We start from the raw sequence: 18,256 nt of genomic DNA, 5'->3' as shown, positions 1-18,256 counted from the left end.
CCGTGCCGCGCAACTGCATCGACGCAAACGCAACCCTGTCGCAAATTTGCTGCATTGCAGCGCAATCGCAGGCGCTTCAGAGATCTGTGACGATGTGTTGACAACGCTGTCAACGCTACGCGAGACTCGATCCAAATCAGGGTTCTGGCAGGAGGGGCCATGGACTGTTCGGGACTGAACATCGGGCCATTCCCTCGCCTGCCGATTCCGGATTCGTGAGTGGTGCGTCACCCGACGTTCGACTCGCTGAAGTCGCATTCGCCACACCGCTTCACCACACGGGGGACACCTCCTCTACCACGCGAATCGCCTGGACCCGCTTCTCACGACGCGTGCCAGCGCAATCACCGCGATCGGTCAGGGCGTGTTGTTTTGCCGGCCACGCCGAGCGCGTTGCGCCCCACTACGGGCCAGGCGCGCTCAAAGCACTAACCAATGAGGTTTAGCCATGCACAGCCGCACCACGACGTTAGCACTCTGTATCACCGCCGCTCTGTACTGCTCCGGCTCTGCCATGGCTGCCGGACAAGAACAGCAGGCCGCTCCCAGTGCGCCCTCGGCCACCACCGAGCTGGACACCATCACCGTCACCGGCTACCGCGCCTCGCTTGAGAAGAGCCAGGCGGTCAAGCGCTCGGCCAACTCGATCGTCGATGCGATCAGCGCCGAAGACATCGGTAAATTCCCGGACATCAATGCGGCCGAATCGTTGTCGCACCTGCCGGGCATCAGCGTCGACCGCCAGTTCGGCGAAGGCGAAAAGGTCAGCATCAACGGCACCGATCCGGCGTTGAACCGCGTGCTGCTCAACGGCCAGACCATCGCCTCGGGCGACTGGGGCGGCAACCCGACCGACACCAGCGGCCGTACCTTCAACTACACCCTGCTGTCGCCGGAAATCATCGGCCTGATGGAGGTCTACAAGACCCCCGAGGCACGCATCGACGAAGGCTCGATCGGCGGCACCGTGATCGTGCACACCCGCAAGCCGCTGGACCTGCCCAAGAACACCATCCGCGGCTCGATCGGCTACAACTACAACGACCGTTCGGAAGAAGGCAATCCGCGCGGCTCGGCGCTGTGGAGCTGGAAGAACGACGACGAAACCTTCGGCGCGTTGATCTCCGCCACGCATGACAAGCAGGACCTGGCACGCGCCGGTATCGAATACTTCGGCTACACCACCGGCGAAGGCATTCCGGCTAGCGCCACCATCACCGGCGACGGCAGCGATGTCGCCACCGCCCGCGTGCCGGCCGGCATCAGCAGCGCGTTCTTCCAGCAGACCCGCGAACGCAGCGGCCTGCAGGGCGCATTGCAGTGGAAGCCCAACGAGCAGAACGAATTCAACCTGACCGGCCTGTACATCAAGGGCAAGTACAACAACTTCAGCCAGGCGCGTTATGTGTGCCCGAACTGTTCATCGCCGGCAGCAGATGGCTCACTCAACCCTGATGGAAGCCCGGTTCAAATCAGCAACATGCGTTTGATCGACAGGGCGACTGTGCAAAATGGGGTGGTTACTTCTGCAAATGTCGCAGATGGTGGGCTTGCCCAACCTTATTCCCAGCTGGATACGATTTATCGCGAAAGCACCGTCACCACCAAGAGCCTGAACCTGCGTCACGACTGGTCCGGCGAGAAGTGGGTGTTCACCAGCCAGGTCGGCAGCACCCAGGCCACCGGCGGCAAGAACCCCGAATACCTGATGAAGTTCCTGATGCAGGACGGCGGCTACAACTACGCCTTCGACGGTCAGAACACCGCAGTGAACTACGACAACGGCGGCGCCTCGAACTGGGTGTTGCCGGGCAATGTCGCCGGACTGCCTGCTGGATCGACCGCGAATGGCGTCAATCAGGCCGGCGGTATCGCCTACCAGAAGAGCAAGGACGAAGAAAAGTACTTTCAATGGGATGCGTCGCGCGATCTTGAGTGGGGCCCGTTCACCAAGCTGCAGTTCGGCTACAAGTACATCAACCACAACAACGGCGTGGACGCACGCGGCAACCGCATCAACTCCACCGACGCGGTCTCGCTGACCCAGTTCAATCCGGGTAGCACACCGAGCAGCCTGTACGACGGCCTCGGCGCCAGCGGCGACCTGACCACCTGGCCGACCGCCAGCCTGAACTCGGTGCGCAACTACCTGTTGTCGCAGCCGCAGGGCCCGTACCGCACCGATTTCGGCGCCTCGTTCCAGGTCAAGGAAATCACCCAGAACGTCTACACGCAGTTGAACTTCGAATCCGGCCAGTGGCGCGGTAACGTGGGTGTGCGCCTGGTCGACACCACCGACAAGTCCGAGTTCTGGCAGAGCAACGATGGCGGCACCAACTTCGACCGTGTTGCCGAGACCAACGACTATCGCAAGGCGCTGCCGAGCTTCAACATCGCCTACGACATCACCGACGACACCGTGCTGCGCTTCTCGGCAGCCAAGGTCATCGCGCGTCCGCGCTACGCCGATCTGGCCGGCACGTTCACCATCAACAGCGGTACCGGCGATCTGACTGCCAATGGCGGCAACCCGGATCTGAAGCCGTACGAATCCACCAACTACGATCTGGCGGCCGAGTGGTATTTCGCCCCGTCCAGCATGTTATCCGGTGAAGTGTTCTATCGCGACATCAGCTCCTACATCGTCAGCACCACCACCAGCCAGCAGCTGAATCCGGCACCGCCGGCCATTGCCGGCCTGTATCAGGTCACCACGCCGGTCAACGTGTCGGACGCCAAGGTCACCGGCGTGTCGGTCAACTACCAGCAGACCTTCGGTCTGGGTTTTGGCTTGCAGGCCAACTACACCTTTGCCGAATCCGATTCTAGCTCCGGCTTGAACCTGCCGTACCTGTCGCGCGATACCTACAACGTGATTCCGTACTGGGAACACGGCGACTGGACGGTGCGCGTGAACTACAGCTACCGCTCGAAGTACTTCACCCAGATCGGTCGCCTGCAGTCGCGTGACTTTGCAGATGCCTACAAGCAGCTGGATCTGAATGCCTCGTATCAGATCACCGATTACATGGGCATCACCTTCGGCGCAACCAATCTGCTGGATTCCACCTACCGGGTCTTCAGCAACACCCGCGATACCCCCACGGCGTTCTACAAGAACGGCCGCGGCTACCAGGCCCAGTTGAACTTCAAGTTCTGATGTAGTCCCGGCGCGCCACCGTCCCTCCACGGTGGCGCGCTTTTTTTTGCCTGTCGTTGCGCCTGCAGCGCCAGGCCATCGGTTGCATGCAGAAGTGCCACTGGCCATATCCCTTCGCGCTTGAAGGACTATCGCCAGGCCCGCTTCCGCCATCCACGTGCCGGTTGCCGTCTTGCCAACACGTTTCGCTTACAGGAGTGCAGTTCCCATGACGACCGATAGCCGCCACTACGCGGCTCCATCCCGCCGCCACGCCGGAGCTGTACCCAGGAGTCGCGCGCTCGCGCTCGCTCTGCTGGTGGCCTGCCCGGTGCTGTCGTTGCACGCGCAATCGCCCACTGCGCCCACCGCCACCACGCTCAGCCCCGAACAGATCGACCAGCAGTGGCTCAGCGCCACCGCCAAGTACGCACCCGAGCGCGAGCGTCTGGTGCATGAGGCAGAACAAGGCGCACGCAAGGGCCCGTTCCGCCCCGACTGGGCCGCACTCAAGGCCTATCAATCGCCTGCGTGGTACGACAACGCCAAGTTCGGCATCTTCATCCATTGGGGCGTGTTCTCGGTGCCGGCGTTCGGCAGCGAGTGGTACTCGCGCAATATGTATCTGCAAGGTTCCAAGGAGTTCGCGCACCACGTGGCGACCTATGGCCCGCAGGCGAGTTCCGGCTACAAGGATCTGATTCCCAAGTTCACTGCGCCCAAGTTCGACCCCAATGGCTGGGCAAAATTGTTCCGCGAGTCTGGTGCGCGTTATGTGGTGCCGGTGGCCGAACACCATGACGGCTTCGCGCTGTACGACTCCAAGCTCTCCGACTGGACCGCGGTGAAGATGGGGCCCAAGCGCGATCTGCTGGGCGAGTTGTCAAAGTCGATCCGCGCGCAGGGATTGCACTTCGGTTTGTCCTCGCATCGCGCCGAGCACAACTGGTTCTTCGACGGTGGACGTAAATTCGATTCGGACGTCAACGACCCGCGCTATGCGGCGCTGTACGGCCCGGCGCAGGTGCGCCTGCCGGGCAAGGACGATGCCGATGTGGCCAACGACTGGACGCCGGTGTCGCAGGCGTGGCTGGACGATTGGTTGGCACGCACCACCGAATTGATCGATACCTATCAGCCGGACCTGATCTATTTCGATTGGTGGATCGCCCACCCCACCTTCCGCAGCAGCCTGCCGACCATGCTGGCGTATTACTACAACCAGGGCGCAGCGCGTACCGAGGCCGATCGCGGCGTGGTGGTGAACTACAAGCTGGGCGCGTTTCCGGAAGGCGCCGGCACGCTGGATATCGAGCGCGGCCAGCTCACCGGCATCCATCCCACCCATTGGCAGACCGATACCTCGGTGAGCAATGCGTCGTGGGGCTATATCGAAAACGACACCTACAAATCGCCGACCTTCATCATCCACATGCTGGCCGACGTGGTGGCCAAGAACGGCAACCTGATGCTCAACATCGGCCCGCGTGCGGATGGTTCGATCCCCGAGACCGAGCGCGGCATCCTGCTTGCGATCGGCAAGTGGCTCAAGACCAACGGCGGCGCAATCTACGACAGCAAGCCGTGGCGCGTGTATGGCGAAGGCCCCACCGAAGTGGTGGGCGGCACCTTCCAGGACGTCAAGACCAAGCCGTATACCGCCGAAGATTTCCGTTTCACCACGCGCGATGGCGCGCTGTATGCGATCGAACTCGGCTGGCCGGCCGGCGGCAAGGCGGTGATCCGCTCGCTCACCCCCGCCGATGGCGTGCGCGGTGTGACGCTGCTGGCCAACGGCAAGAAGGTGCCGTTCGAGCAGCAAGCCGACGGCCTGCATCTGAGCTTGCCTGCCAAGCCGGTGGGCGAACACGCCTACGTTTTCCGCATCGACCTTTCTTCTTCCACTCCCTGACGGATGCTGTTTTCATGAGCAAGCGATTGACCTGGATACTGCTCGCGCTGGCGTTTGCCTGTGCGCCTGCCTTGGCCAAAAACCCCACGGCGTTGTTCTATCTGATGAACACGCAGAAATCGACCAACTCGTTCATCGCCAACGTCGACAAGATCGATGTGGTGGTGCCGACCTGGTACGGCGTGGACCAGAACGGCCTGGTCAACGGCACCCCCAACACCTACCTGTACGACATCGCCAAGCAGAACAAGCTGCGGGTGATGCCGATCCTGTCGATGACCACCGGCCGCGACGGCTTCCACAAGCTGATGCACGACGAAGCGGCCAAGAAGCGCATGATCGAGTCGCTGCTGATCCACGGCAAGCAGCACAAGTACTACGGCTTTCAGTTCGATTTCGAAAACATCGCCTGGACCGACCGCGACGCCTACACGCTGATGGTCAAGCAGACCGCCGATGCGCTGCACAAGGCCGGTTTCAAGATGTCGGTGGCGGTGGTGCCGAATGCGCCGGGCCATGCCGAAGGCGGCCAGTTCTCCAAGTGGATGTGGGAATACTGGCGCGGTGCGTATGACCTGAAGGCGCTGGGCCAGGCCGCGGATCTGGTCAGCATCATGACCTACGACCAGCACACCCGCTGGACCACGCCCGGCCCGGTGGATGGCATGGTGTGGATGAAGAAGCATCTGGATTACGCCATCACCCAGGTGCCGAAAGAGAAGCTTTCGCTCGGCATCGCCACCTACGGCTACCGCTGGTACACCGGCAACCCGGTGAAGGAAGACGGCACCGAAGCGTCGAACATCGCGGCAACCTATATCGATGCCGACGAATCGTTTCCGCTGGCGATCGAACAGAACGCCACCGTGCAGTGGGATCCGGTCGAGCAGGAATCGTGGTTCTACTTCTATCGCGACGATATGCGCGAGTGGGTGTTCCGCCCGGACGCACGCAGCTTCAAGGCGCGCTACGACATGGTGAAGCAGTACGGTCTGGAAGGTTTCAGCTGCTGGGTGCTGGGCGCCGAAGACCCGAAGGTGTGGGACGAGTTGCCGAGCGCGCAGCGCTAAGAGCAGCCAACAAACCTACTGCGCTCACCGCCAGGCGGGCGCGGTTCGGTGCTTGAATCGGGACAGACACACGATTCCTGCATCGCCCGCGCTCGCGTTGCAGCTGCTGACGAGAGTGCATGCGCCTCTCCCAAACGCAGCACGCACCCTGCGCGCACCCGAACGAAGCGTGCGCCAGTCCCTGCGTCATCCGGCATGGCTTTGCTACTGTGCGTGGCTGCCGTGTTCTCGCCGCCACATCGGGATGTGATTGCATGAAGTCGAACTCCGCACCTGGCTTGCGCTTGTCGTTATCGCGCCTGCTGTCGCTGCGCAAGCCATCATCGAGCATGCGGTCGTTGCGCATGCAGTCGTCGCGCCTGCTTGCGCTGGCGTTTGCTGCGATGGTGGTGGCTGGTTGCGGCCAACGCGATGCAGCGAGCACGCCAGCTGCGGCCAGTCCCGGCAACGCCTCGACACTGCCTGCCACCAATGCACCGCTGCCCCTGATTCCCGCCCCGGCCGAAGCCAGGCGCGGCAGTGGCAGCTTTCGCGTCGGCACCGGCACGGTGATCTCGATTCCCACCGGCAACGCCGAAGTACGCCGCAGCGCCGAGACGCTGGCCAGCCTGCTGCAACGCACCCGCGGCCTGACCCTGGAAGTGCGCACCGAAACCAGCGCCTCGCCGCACAGCATCCGCCTGGAGCGCACACCGCAGGCACCGGTGGCGCACAAGGAAGGCTATAGCCTGGACGTGGATGCCAAGGGCATCCGCATTGCCGCACGCGATGGTGCCGGCCTGTTCTATGGCGCGATCAGCGCCTGGCAACTGATGACACCGGACGCGCGCAAGGGCGAGGTCGAGGTGCCGTCGGTGGCGATCCGCGATTGGCCGCGTTTCAGCTGGCGTGGTCAGCATCTGGATGTGGCCCGCCATTTCCATGACGTGGCCACGGTCAAGCATGTGCTGGATGCGATGGCCGCGCACAAGCTCAATGTGCTGCACTGGCATCTCACCGACGACCAGGGCTGGCGCATCGAAATCAAGCGCTATCCCAGGCTCACCGAGGTCGGTGCATGGCGCACCCCGCCCGGTGCCGGCCAGCACGGCACACCCGAGCGTTATGGCGGTTTCTATACCCAGGAACAGATCAGCGAGATCGTTGCCTATGCGGCGCGTCTGCACATCACCGTGCTGCCCGAACTGGACATGCCCGGGCATGCGCAGGCCGCAGTGGCGGCGTATCCGGAAGAGGTGGGCGTGCCCGGCCAGCGCACCCAGGTCGGTGTGAACTGGGGCGTCAACCCGTATCTGTTCAGCACCAGCGAACGCAGCCTGACCTTCATCACCAACGTGCTGGATGAAGTGCTGACGTTATTCCCGTCAGCGTACATCCACATCGGTGGCGATGAGGCGGTCAAGGATCAATGGGAGGCCTCGCCTGCGGTGCGCGCGCAGATGCGCAAGCTCGGGGTCAAGGATGCGCATGCGATGCAGGGCTGGTTCAACGCGCAGCTGGCGCAGTACCTCACCCAGCACGGCCGGCGCATGATCGGCTGGGATGAAATTCTGGAAGGCGGCGTGCCGGCCAGTGCATCGGTGATGTCGTGGCGCGGCGTCGAAGGCGCGGTGGTGGCGGCAAAGCAAGGCCACGATGTGGTGCTTGCGCCAGGCGACTGGCTGTATCTGGACAATCTGCAGACCACGCGCAGCGACGAGCCCAACGGCCGCCTGACGATCCTGCCGCTGTCGAAGGTCTACGCGTTCGACCCGGTACCAAAAGAACTCAGCGCCGAGCAGGCCACGCATGTACTCGGTGCGCAGGGCGCGTTGTGGTCCGAGTACATTCCATCGAAGTGGCATATCGATCACGCGCTGTTCCCGCGTCTGTCTGCCGTTGCGGAAGTAACGTGGTCGCCGGTAGCTGCGCGCAACTGGAAGGGTTTTCTGGCACGCATGCCGGCGCAGTTGCAGCGCTACAAGGCATTGGGCATCGACTACAGCGATGGCGCGTTCGCCGCCGATATCGCGCTTGAAAGCGGCCCTAACACGGTGCTCGCCGGTGGCCCGGCCAAGGTGGCGCTCGGCAGCCAGACTGGCGCGGGTACGCTGCACTACACCACCGACGGCAGCAATCCCACGCCAGCATCGCCGCGCTATGAGGCGCCGTTTACGATCCAGCTGCCGAGCACGGTCAAGGCCACTGCATTCGAACCCGATGGCACAGCGCTGGCCGCCACGCGCAGCCGCACGTTCGATCGCGCTGGGTTGTTGCGCGTGGACACGCAAGGCCTGCGCGATTGCGTCGAAACAGGGGCGCTCGGACTGCGTTTGCCGTTGTTGCCGGAGATGACCGGCGCCGATACGCCGGTCTACAACGTCGATCTGTTTCATGCCTGCCGCCTCTATCCGCAAGCGCGCCTGGACGGCATCGGTGCGATCAGGATCGAGGCCGCCCGCCTGCCAAACAACTTCGGCCTGGCGCACGAGCAATCCAAGGTCGTGCAGTACCCGGCCAAATCGCGCGGCGGCGAGCTGGAAGTGCGTCAAGGCTGCGAGGGCGAACTGCTGGCGAGCGTGCGTCTGCCCCAGAGCGACAGCGTGGGCGAGCAGCTCACCCTGGAAACTCCATTGCCTGCACGCACCGGCATCCACGATCTATGTCTGCGCTTCACCGCACCGATCAGCGGCCCGTTGTATGCCATCGGCGCCGTCCAGTTGATTGAAACCACTGCGCAGGCGCCCCCCGCCGCCACGCGCTGATCCATCCAAGGAGAGTCACCCATGCCCCTGTCCCGTCATCGTTTTGTTCCCGCACCCGCCCGCCTCGGGCTTGCCCTGGCCTTCGCCATCTCGCAGGCCTGGGCCGCGCCGCCCACGGCAACGACCCTGGATAAAGGCTGGCAGGTGCGGCTGGTGCCGGGACAGGAACAGGCCAAGACCTATCCGAAAGCCGCAGCGTGGTTGCCGGCGCAGGTGCCGGGCGCGGTGCAGACCGATCTGATCGCCGCCAAGGTGGTGCCGGACCCGTTCTATCGCGATAACGAAGGCAAGATTCAGTGGGCGGGCCTGAGCGATTGGCAGTATCAAACACGCTTCAACGTGGATGCGGCCACGCTCAAGCGCGCGCATGTCGAGCTGGTGTTCGACGGCCTGGATACGTTTGCCGAGGTCACCCTCAACGGCAAGAAACTGCTCAGCGCCGATAACATGTTCCGGCAGTGGCGCGTGGATGCGAAATCCCTGCTCAAGCGCGGCGACAACGTGCTCGAGGTCAAGCTGTTCTCGCCGATCAAGAAGATCCAGCCGTGGCTGGCCAAACAGCCGTACGCGCTGCCGGGTGCCTACGATTCGGCATTTGGCGACGAGCCCGAGTCGCGGCACAGCTCCACCTACGTGCGCAAGGCGCCGTACAACTTCGGTTGGGATTGGGGCCCGCGCATGGTCAATGCCGGCATCTGGAAAGACGTACGCGTGGAAGCGTGGGATGCGGTGCGCGTGGACGGGCTGCATATCGCCCAGCAACGTGTGGACGCCGAGAGCGCACAGTTGCAAGCGCAGCTGGAACTACAGGCCGGCCGCAGCGGGCCGGTGCAGGTGACGCTGGATGTACTCGGCCCGGATGGGCAGAAAGTGGGCCAGTTCACCCAGCAGGCGGTGGTCGATCCCGGGGAGAACCGTATCGATCTGGCCGTGCGCATCGCCAAGCCCAAGCGCTGGTTTCCGGCAGGTTATGGCGCGCAGGACCGCTACACCTTCGTGGCGAGCGTGCGCGATGCCGATGGCGACAGCCAGCAGATCAAGCGGGTGACCGGCCTGCGTTCGGTGGAGCTGCGTCGCGAAAAGGACCAGTTCGGCAAGAGCATGGAGATCGTGATCAACGGCATCCCGATCTTCGCCAAGGGCGCCAACCTGATTCCGCTGGATGCATTCCCCGCACGCGTGAGCCCCGAGCGCATGCGCAGCACTCTGCAGGATGCACGCGACGCCAACATGAACATGCTGCGCATGTGGGGCGGCGGGCATTACCAGGACGACCATTTCTACGAAGTGGCCGACGAGCTGGGCATCATGATCTGGCAGGACTTCATGTTCGGTGGCGCGGTGCCGCCGTACGACGTGGAGTTCCGCGAGAACACGCGGCAGGAGGCGATCGAACAGGTCAAGCGGCTGCGCGACCATCCCAGCATCGTGCTGTGGTGCGGCAACAACGAAGTGCAGACCGGTTGGGAAAACTGGGGCGACCGGGTCAAGTTCAAGCAGTCGGTGGACCCGGAAGAACGCACCCGCATCGAGCGCGGCATGACCACCTTGTTCGGCACCGTGTTCCGCGAAGTGGTGGCCACCTACGATAGCGACGTGCCGTACTGGTCCACCTCGCCGGGCACCAACTTCGACGGCGCTGCCGATCAGGCCAACGATGGCGACATGCATTACTGGAAGGTCTGGGGCGGCCCTGCGCTGCCGGTCACCGAGTATCTCAACGTCACCCCACGCTTCATGGCCGAATACGGCCTGCAGTCGTTCCCGGACATGCGCACCGTGCGCGCGTTCGCCGAACCCGGCGACATGGATCCGGAATCGCCGGTGATGCGCGTGCATCAGAAGTTCGACAAGGGCAACGGCAACAAGCGGCTGATGCTGTATATCCGCCGCGAATTCGGCGAGCCCAAGGACTTTGAGAGCTTCGTCTACCTGAGCCAGCTGATGCAGGCCGAGGGCATCAACCTGGCCGCCTCGCATCTGCGTGCCTCGCGTCCGCAATCGATGGGCTCGTTGTACTGGCAGCTCAACGATGTATGGCCGGGTGCGTCGTGGTCCAGCGTGGATTACTACGGCCGCTGGAAGGCGCTGCACTACCACGCACGCCGGTTCTATGCGCCGGAGCTGATCGCTGCGCTGCGTAACGACAAGGGCCAGACCGAAGTGTCACTGGTGTCCGACCGCACCACCCCGCTGGCGGCCCGCTGGCGCATGCGCGTCATGAGCATGGATGGCAAGGTGCTGAGCAAGCGCGAAGAAAAGACCACGGTCAAGCCGCTCAGCAGCCTGAAGGTGGGTAACTTCAGCGACAAGCAATTGCTGGGCAGCGCCGATCCGAAGCGCAGCTATGCGGTGTTCGAATTGTTCGATGGCGACAAGCTGTTGTCGCGCGAAGTGGTGTTCTTCGCACCGGCCAAGCAGTTGACCTTGCCGAGCGCAAAGATCGACAGCCAGTGGCGCGCCGATGGCGATGGCTATGCACTGACGCTGTCCAGCCCTACGCTGGCGCGCGAGGTCTGGCTGTCGTTCGGCGATGTGGATGCCACGCTGTCGGACAACGCCTTCGATCTGTTGCCGGGCGAGCCGTTGACGGTGCACGTGAGCAGCAAGGCTGCACTGGCGCAGTTGCAGTCCACGCTGCAGGTGCGCGATCTGGCGAGCACGCTGGCTGGTGCACCGCCGGAGCCGGCCGAGACGAAGTAAGGCGCCGGAAAAGGCGTCGGCTGATTGCGCAGCGCTCGCACAAGGGCGCTGCGCGATCAGCGAAGACGGCGGTTTGCGCAGTGTCTGCGTGGTGCAACGCATTCGCACACGATCCAGCGCCCAATCAGCAACAACCACCGCTCGTAGAGCGGCTAACAACACGCAGCGAGCGGTCGTCAGGTGGATGCGGGCGGCGCGCTCAGAACCGGAGTCTACGGGTGGTACATGCCGGTTCCGAGCACCGACCGCGTCCGCCTGGCGGTGAGCGCAGCGGTTTTGTTATCCGCTCTTAGTGTCACTAACCGCTGCCCGCAGTATCACTGCGGGCAATCCAAGAACAACGCGTGGCGGCCAGTGCCGTTGCGCAGGAGTGAATCGATGTCGTTGTCCGTATTTCCATGCCGCCTGGCCGTTGCGCTGAGTCTGGGTCTGGGCCTGCCGCTGATTGGCGCGCCGGCATCGGCCGCAACAAAACCCAATGAAGCGCCAGAACAACGCGCTGCCGCGTTGGTCGCGCAGATGAGCCGCGAGGAAAAAGTCGCGCAGGCGATGAACGATGCACCGGCGATTCCGCGCCTGGGCATCCCCGCCTACGAATGGTGGAGCGAGGGCCTGCACGGCATCGCGCGTAATGGCTATGCCACGGTATTTCCGCAGGCGATCGGCCTGGCCGCCAGCTGGAACACCGCGCTGATGCAGCAGGTGGGCACGGTGGTGTCGACCGAGGCGCGCGCCAAGTTCAATCAGGCCGGCGGCCCCGGCAAGGACCACAAGCGTTATGCGGGCCTGACCATCTGGTCACCCAACATCAACATCTTTCGCGACCCGCGTTGGGGCCGTGGCATGGAGACCTATGGCGAGGATCCCTTCCTCACCGGGCAGTTGGCAGTGGGCTTCATTCGCGGGCTGCAGGGCGACGATCTGGATCACCCGCGCACCATCGCCACGCCCAAGCACATCGCCGTGCACAGCGGCCCGGAGCCGGGCCGGCACAGCTTCGATGTGGATGTCTCGCCACGCGATGTGGAGGCGACCTACACACCGGCCTTCCGCGCTGCATTGATCGACGGTCAGGCCGGCTCGGTGATGTGCGCGTACAACTCGCTGCATGGCACGCCGGCCTGCGCGGCGGACTGGCTGCTCAACGGCCGCGTGCGTGGCGATTGGGGCTTCAAGGGCTTTGTGGTGTCCGACTGCGATGCGGTGGACGACATGACCCAGTTCCATTACTTCCGCCCCGACAACGCCGGCTCGTCGGCTGCATCGCTCAAGGCTGGGCACGATCTCAACTGCGGATATGCGTATCGCGCCTTGGGTACCGCAATCGAACGCGGCGAAGTGGACGAAGCCTTGCTCGACCAATCGCTGGTGCGCCTGTTCGCCGCGCGCTATCGCCTGGGCGAACTGGAAGCGCCGCGCAAGGATCCGTATGCAAAGCTCGGCGCCAAGGACATCGACAACACGGCCAACCGTGCGCTGGCGCTGAAGGCAGCCACCGAATCGATCGTGTTGCTCAAGAACGACGCCAACACCCTGCCGTTGAAAGCCGGCGCGCGGCTGGCAGTGATCGGCCCGAATGCCGATGCCCTGGCGGCGCTGGAAGCCAATTATCAAGGCACTTCGTCCACGCCGGTGACGCCGCTGCTGGGCCTACGCCAGCGCTTCGGCGCGCAGCAGGTGAGTTATGCGCAAGGTGCACCGCTGGCGGCGGGCGTGCCCGGCATGATTCCGGAGACCGCGCTGCGCAGCGGGGGCAAGCCGGGATTGCGTGGCGAATATTTCGACAATGTGGACATGGAAGATGCGGCGCGCGTAGTGCGACAGGACCGCGCCATCAGCTTCAACTGGGAGCAGGTCAGCCCGGCCAAGGGCGTGCCGGCCGATCGTTACGCAGTGCGCTGGAGCGGCGAGTTGCTGCCGCCGAGCGCGGGCGATTACACGCTGGCGGTGCGGGTGGCGCGCTGTTTCGACTGCGCCGGCCACGATCCGGTGCGCCTGTACATCGACGACAAGCTGGTGGTCGCCGGCAATGCCGAAGACAAGCACGTGCCGGCCGGCATGCATAACGCCGATGGCCGCAGCGTGGAAACCGTGCTGCATTTCGAAGACACCCGCCCGCGCAAGATCCGTCTGGAAATGGAACACCGCGGCCAGGACCAGGGCGTGCGCCTGGAATGGCTGGCACCGGCGGCAGCGCAACTGGCCGAAGCCGAGCAAGCCGTGGCGCAGGCAGATGCGGTGGTGGCCTTCGTCGGTCTGTCGCCGGATGTGGAAGGCGAAGAACTGCGCATCGACGTGCCTGGCTTCGACGGCGGCGACCGTAATGACATCGCCCTGCCCGCCCCGCAGCAAGCGCTGCTGGAACGTGCAAAGGCCTCCGGCAAGCCACTGGTGGTGGTGTTGATGAGCGGTAGCGCGGTGGCCTTGAACTGGGCCAAGACGCATGCCGACGCAATCGTGGCGGCGTGGTACCCGGGCCAGTCAGGCGGCACCGCCATTGCGCGCATGCTAGCCGGCGACGACAACCCCGGTGGGCGCCTGCCGGTGACCTTCTATCGCTCCACCAAGGACCTGCCGCCGTACGTCAGCTACGACATGAAGGGCCGCACCTATCGCTACTTCAAGGGCGAGCCGCTGTTCCCGTTCGGCTACGGCTTGAGTTACACCAGTTTTGCCTACGGGGCGCCGCAGCTCTCCACCACAGCGCTGCAAGCCGGCAGCACCTTGCAGGTGACCACCACCGTGCGCAACACCGGCACGCGGGCTGGCGATGAAGTGGCGCAGGTGTATCTGCAGTATCCGGATCGGCCGCAATCTCCATTGCGCAGCCTGGTCGGCTTTCAACGTGTGCATCTGAAACCGGGCGAACAGCGCACGCTCACCTTCACCCTGGATGCGCGCGCCCTGAGCGATGTGGATCGCACGGGACAGCGTGCGGTGGAAGCCGGCGATTACACGCTGTTTGTCGGTGGTGGCCAGCCGGGGACCGGCGCGGTTGGCGAAGCGGCGGCGTTTTCGATTTCGGGGCGATCGCCGTTGCCGAAGTAAGGAGTTCGACTGCAGGACATCAACAGGCGTCGGCTGTCATGGCCGGCGCCTGTTGCGTTATGCACGCATGTTGCGGTGCATCGCAATACGCAGGCATCGCAACTGCGCGAGGTGGAATTGGTGATCTATCCGCAGGCAATACGATGATCTCCGCACACACTTCACACCTGCTTGACAGACGCGAAAACGAGGTCTATCACTGACCGCAGTCGGCAACACGCGCCATCGGCGATGCGCTCGACGTACCTTGATGGCAACAGCGTTTCCACGCAGCACCTGCACTGGGAGATGGTTGGATGCAGCATCGTCGTATCGACCAGCGCTTGCGTGTTGCAGCTCTTGCAGTGCATCGCACTCACGCATGCCACGCTGCCGTCACGCTGGTGCAGCCGTCATGACCAAGCATTACAAATTGAGCGCGATGCGCTCGCGCTCCAAGTGCATTGCCGGGTACTCCCCGCCTCGCCACTGACGCCTGCATAGCTGTCCAAGCTGGCAGACGCTCCGGCGCCAATCCCGTTCGGCAACTCGCACACGCGTTGATCGCGTGATGTGCCATGCCGTACGCGCGCATCGCCGTGCAGACCGTCTGCCCAAGAGCAAGGCATCGAGAGGGCGTTGCCGTCGGCAACGTTGCCCAGCATCTGGCGAGGTGGCACGTGGAAAAACGTGAGCGTACGAACGGCAAGCAATGGATCGTGGCAATCCTGACCGTGACCGGCATGGCCTCGGCCGCGGCCGCAATGGCCGGCACCGTGGAGGGAAACCTCACAGAAAGCAGCAGCGGCAAACCCGCCGCCAATGCCAAGGTGCGCATCGCCGGCACGCCGTACAGCGCGGTCGCCGATGCACGCGGGCACTTCGTCATCCACGATGTGCCGGCCGGGCAATACGCATTGAATCTGGACTACCCCGGCTTCAGCGCCGCCGAAACCAGTATCCAGGTCGGCGACAGCGGCACCGCATCGGTGGCCATCGCGCTGGAGGAGGTCAAGCAACTAAAGGCAGTCAGCGTGGTGAGCAACCGCTACGACGCCAGCGACCTGAAGATCAACGCCGCCAACACGGTGGACGTGCTGTCGGCCAACGATCTGCAACGCACCGCCGTGCACAACGTGGCCGAAGCGCTCGGCCTGATCGCCGGCATCAACATCACCAGCACCGGCTCGGGCTACTTCGGCGGTATCGATGGTGCAGCGCGCGGCGAAGGCATGTTCGCCTCGGTGCGCGGGCTGCCCTCCGAATACAACGTCAACATGATCGACGGCGTCACCGTGGCGCAAGGCATGCCGTACAGCCGCAGCGTGCAGCTCAGCCTGTTGCCGCCAAGCGGCCTGCAGACCATCGTCGCCAACAAGACCTCCACCGCCGACATGAACGGCGATGCGATCGGCGGCACGCTGGATTTCCGCACGCCCACCGCCTACGACTACAAGGACACCACCAGCGGCAGCATCACCGGCAGCGGCCGGGTGGAAAGCCGTGCGCGCGATTACGGCGGCGACGGCCTGGGCGGCGGCTTCGGCGGCGAGTTCCAGCACAAGTTTGGTGAGGCGCAACAGTTCGGCGTGTACGCCAGCGCGTACTACGACTACCGCACCACCACCAACAGCGAGGTGGCCGCCGCCACTAGCGCGCTCAACGATGGCTCGTGGGAATATTTGAACACCGATGCCGAAGGGCGCAACGCCGCCGGTTTCGATCCGCAGCACAACCTCACCAGTACCGGCATGAATGTGGGCATCGCCGCCGGTTGGGAGCGCCGCTATGGCGGCAATGCCTCGTTCGATTGGCATGTGGACGATAGCCTGTTGCTGTACGCGCGCATGACCTATGCCTATGCCAAGACCGAGCAAGGCACCACCTTCGTGCAGTTGCTGCCGCAGGATGTGAGCTACGTGCCGACCGGTACGCCTGGCGTGTTTACGCCAAACATCGGCCGCATCGCCTCGCGCTTCTGGTACGAGACCAACCCGGAAATCGCCGACCTGGCCACCTTCCAGATCGGTGCAAAAAAGACCGCAGGCGGTTGGACCTTCATGCCAAACCTGTTCTACAGCTTCGGCAACAACGACCGACCCGACCATGTGGAAATCGACGGGCGCGAAGATAAATTCACCCAGGATAACTACGCCTATTCCGGCAACAGCTTCGTGCGCTATGGCGGCGGTGCATTCCCGTATCCACAGCTCACGCCTGCACTGCTGGCACAGGTCAACAACATCCCCTCGTTGTTTGCCAGCAGCTATGGCGAGCAGACCAAGATCTACTCCGGCCAGAAAAAAGGCGGCGCGCGTTTCGACACCCGCTACGACTTCGAAGATGGCGCGCTGCGGTCAGTGCAGTTTGGGGTGAAGTACAGCAAGAGCAGCCGCCGCTACACCAATCGCGACTGGTATACCGGCGGCGTGGACGGCACCACCACGCTGGGCGATCTGGGTATCTTCACCGGTACCTATGCCTCGATTTTCCCCGGTAAATACGACTGGAATACGCCGCGCGTGAGCGAAGCGGCGGTGGCCGGTGTGATCGCCCAGCACCTCACCGACGATGACCTGGACACCTGCGGCAGCGCGTTCTACGTCAACAACTACAACTGCAACACCATGCGCGGCACCGAGGCGGTCAGCGCCGCCTATGCCACTGCCACCTTCAGCATGGGCAACCTGGATATCGTGCCGGGTGTGCGTTTCGAACACACTGGCATCGACAACACCTTCTGGGTGAGCCCGGTGGATGCGGACGGCAACGAGATCGTGGGCTACTTCGATCACAACAGCACTTCCTACAACGAACCGCTTCCCAGCGTGTTCCTGACCTGGCGGCCGGACCTGCGCACCGCATATCGCGCATCGTTGTGGACCAGCTACACGCGCCCGGCCTTCGTGCAACTGGGCGGCGGCAGCCAGATCGACATTTCCAACGGCGTCACCACCATCACGCAAGGCAATCCCGATCTCAAGCCGATCGAATCCACCAACCTGGATCTGTCCGGCGAATGGTCCACCGAACGAGGCGGGTTCTTCTCCCTGGCCGGTTTCTACAAGCAACTACGCAACTACATCTACGATGCGGGATCGGCCCAGGCCAATGGCAACACCAGCGGCAGCGGCACGGTGCTGTACCACATGCCCACCAATGGCGGCGACGGCAAGATCTACGGAGTGGAACTCAGTGCGCGGCAGAAGTTCCAGGATTTGCCCGCACCCTTCGACGGCCTGGGCGTCAGCGCCAACGCCAACGCCACCCGCCAGCATGCGCGTGCAGACCTGGGGCTGGACGGCTTCGACAATGAGCACATGCAGTCGGCGCCGTCGGCGATGGCCAACCTGGAGCTGTTCTACGAACACAACGGGTTCTCGTTGAACCTGAGCTACCACTTCAGCAGTTCGTACCTGCTGGGCTACGACTTTCTGCACGAAGGCGCGCCGTGGAACGACCTGTGGGCGCGCCCGACCCGGCGCGTGGATCTGCACACCGGCTACCGCTTCGACAACGGCGTGAGCATGGATCTGTCGATCTCCAACCTGACCAAGGAATACAGCTACTGGGCGCATGTGGGTCGCAACAATCTGGCGATCTCCGACATCGTCGATGCCGGCAGCACTGCGTTGTTCACGGTCAAGTACGCGTTCTAGCA

General features: G+C 63.6%; 7 protein-coding genes and 1 other RNA gene. 7 read left to right on the top strand and 1 reads right to left on the bottom strand.

Features of this window, described 5'->3' with window-relative positions:
* The first annotated feature begins 448 nt into the window (after positions 1 to 448).
* The 5 genes from FFY45_RS00820 to FFY45_RS00800 all read left to right on the top strand — a co-directional run bounded on the left by FFY45_RS00820 (position 449) and on the right by FFY45_RS00800 (position 11,568).
* Positions 449 to 3,160 (top strand): TonB-dependent receptor, encoded by a 2,712-nt coding sequence (locus FFY45_RS00820; protein ID WP_176338971.1) that lies wholly within the window; start codon positions 449 to 451, stop codon positions 3,158 to 3,160.
* 208 nt (positions 3,161 to 3,368) lie between these two features.
* Entirely contained in the window at positions 3,369 to 5,051 is a 1,683-nt protein-coding gene (locus FFY45_RS00815) for an alpha-L-fucosidase (protein ID WP_176338970.1), read from the top strand.
* A 14-nt stretch (positions 5,052 to 5,065) separates the two neighbouring features.
* Entirely contained in the window at positions 5,066 to 6,121 is a 1,056-nt protein-coding gene (locus FFY45_RS00810; protein ID WP_074057985.1) for a glycosyl hydrolase family 18 protein, read from the top strand.
* A gap of 254 nt (positions 6,122 to 6,375) precedes the next feature.
* The gene (locus FFY45_RS00805; RefSeq protein WP_176338969.1) at positions 6,376 to 8,865 is read left to right on the top strand and encodes a family 20 glycosylhydrolase; all 2,490 of its coding nucleotides are present in this window, start codon (positions 6,376 to 6,378) and stop codon (positions 8,863 to 8,865) included.
* Between the two features lie 21 nt (positions 8,866 to 8,886).
* Positions 8,887 to 11,568: a beta-mannosidase gene (locus FFY45_RS00800; protein ID WP_176338968.1), complete on the top strand. Its 2,682-nt coding sequence runs from the start codon at positions 8,887 to 8,889 to the stop codon at positions 11,566 to 11,568.
* Positions 11,569 to 11,718: 150 nt separating this feature from the next.
* Here the strand turns inward: FFY45_RS00800 and FFY45_RS00795 are convergent.
* Positions 11,719 to 11,795: non-coding RNA, sX9 sRNA (locus tag FFY45_RS00795), on the bottom strand.
* Between the two features lie 151 nt (positions 11,796 to 11,946).
* On the opposite strand from FFY45_RS00795, the gene FFY45_RS00790 reads away from it, so the two are divergent.
* Complete coding sequence (locus FFY45_RS00790) at positions 11,947 to 14,616, top strand: glycoside hydrolase family 3 C-terminal domain-containing protein (RefSeq protein WP_176338967.1); 2,670 nt, start codon at positions 11,947 to 11,949, stop codon at positions 14,614 to 14,616.
* Between the two features lie 743 nt (positions 14,617 to 15,359).
* Positions 15,360 to 18,254, top strand: a complete 2,895-nt coding sequence (locus FFY45_RS00785) for a TonB-dependent receptor (protein WP_217902410.1) — start codon at positions 15,360 to 15,362, stop codon at positions 18,252 to 18,254.
* Positions 18,255 to 18,256: the final 2 nt, after the last annotated feature.

The sequence above is a fragment of the Xanthomonas hortorum genome, assembly GCF_011305375.1.
In the GTDB taxonomy this organism is placed as follows: Bacteria; Pseudomonadota; Gammaproteobacteria; order Xanthomonadales; family Xanthomonadaceae; genus Xanthomonas; species Xanthomonas hortorum_E.
This window is presented reverse-complemented; position numbering and strand designations above follow the sequence as displayed.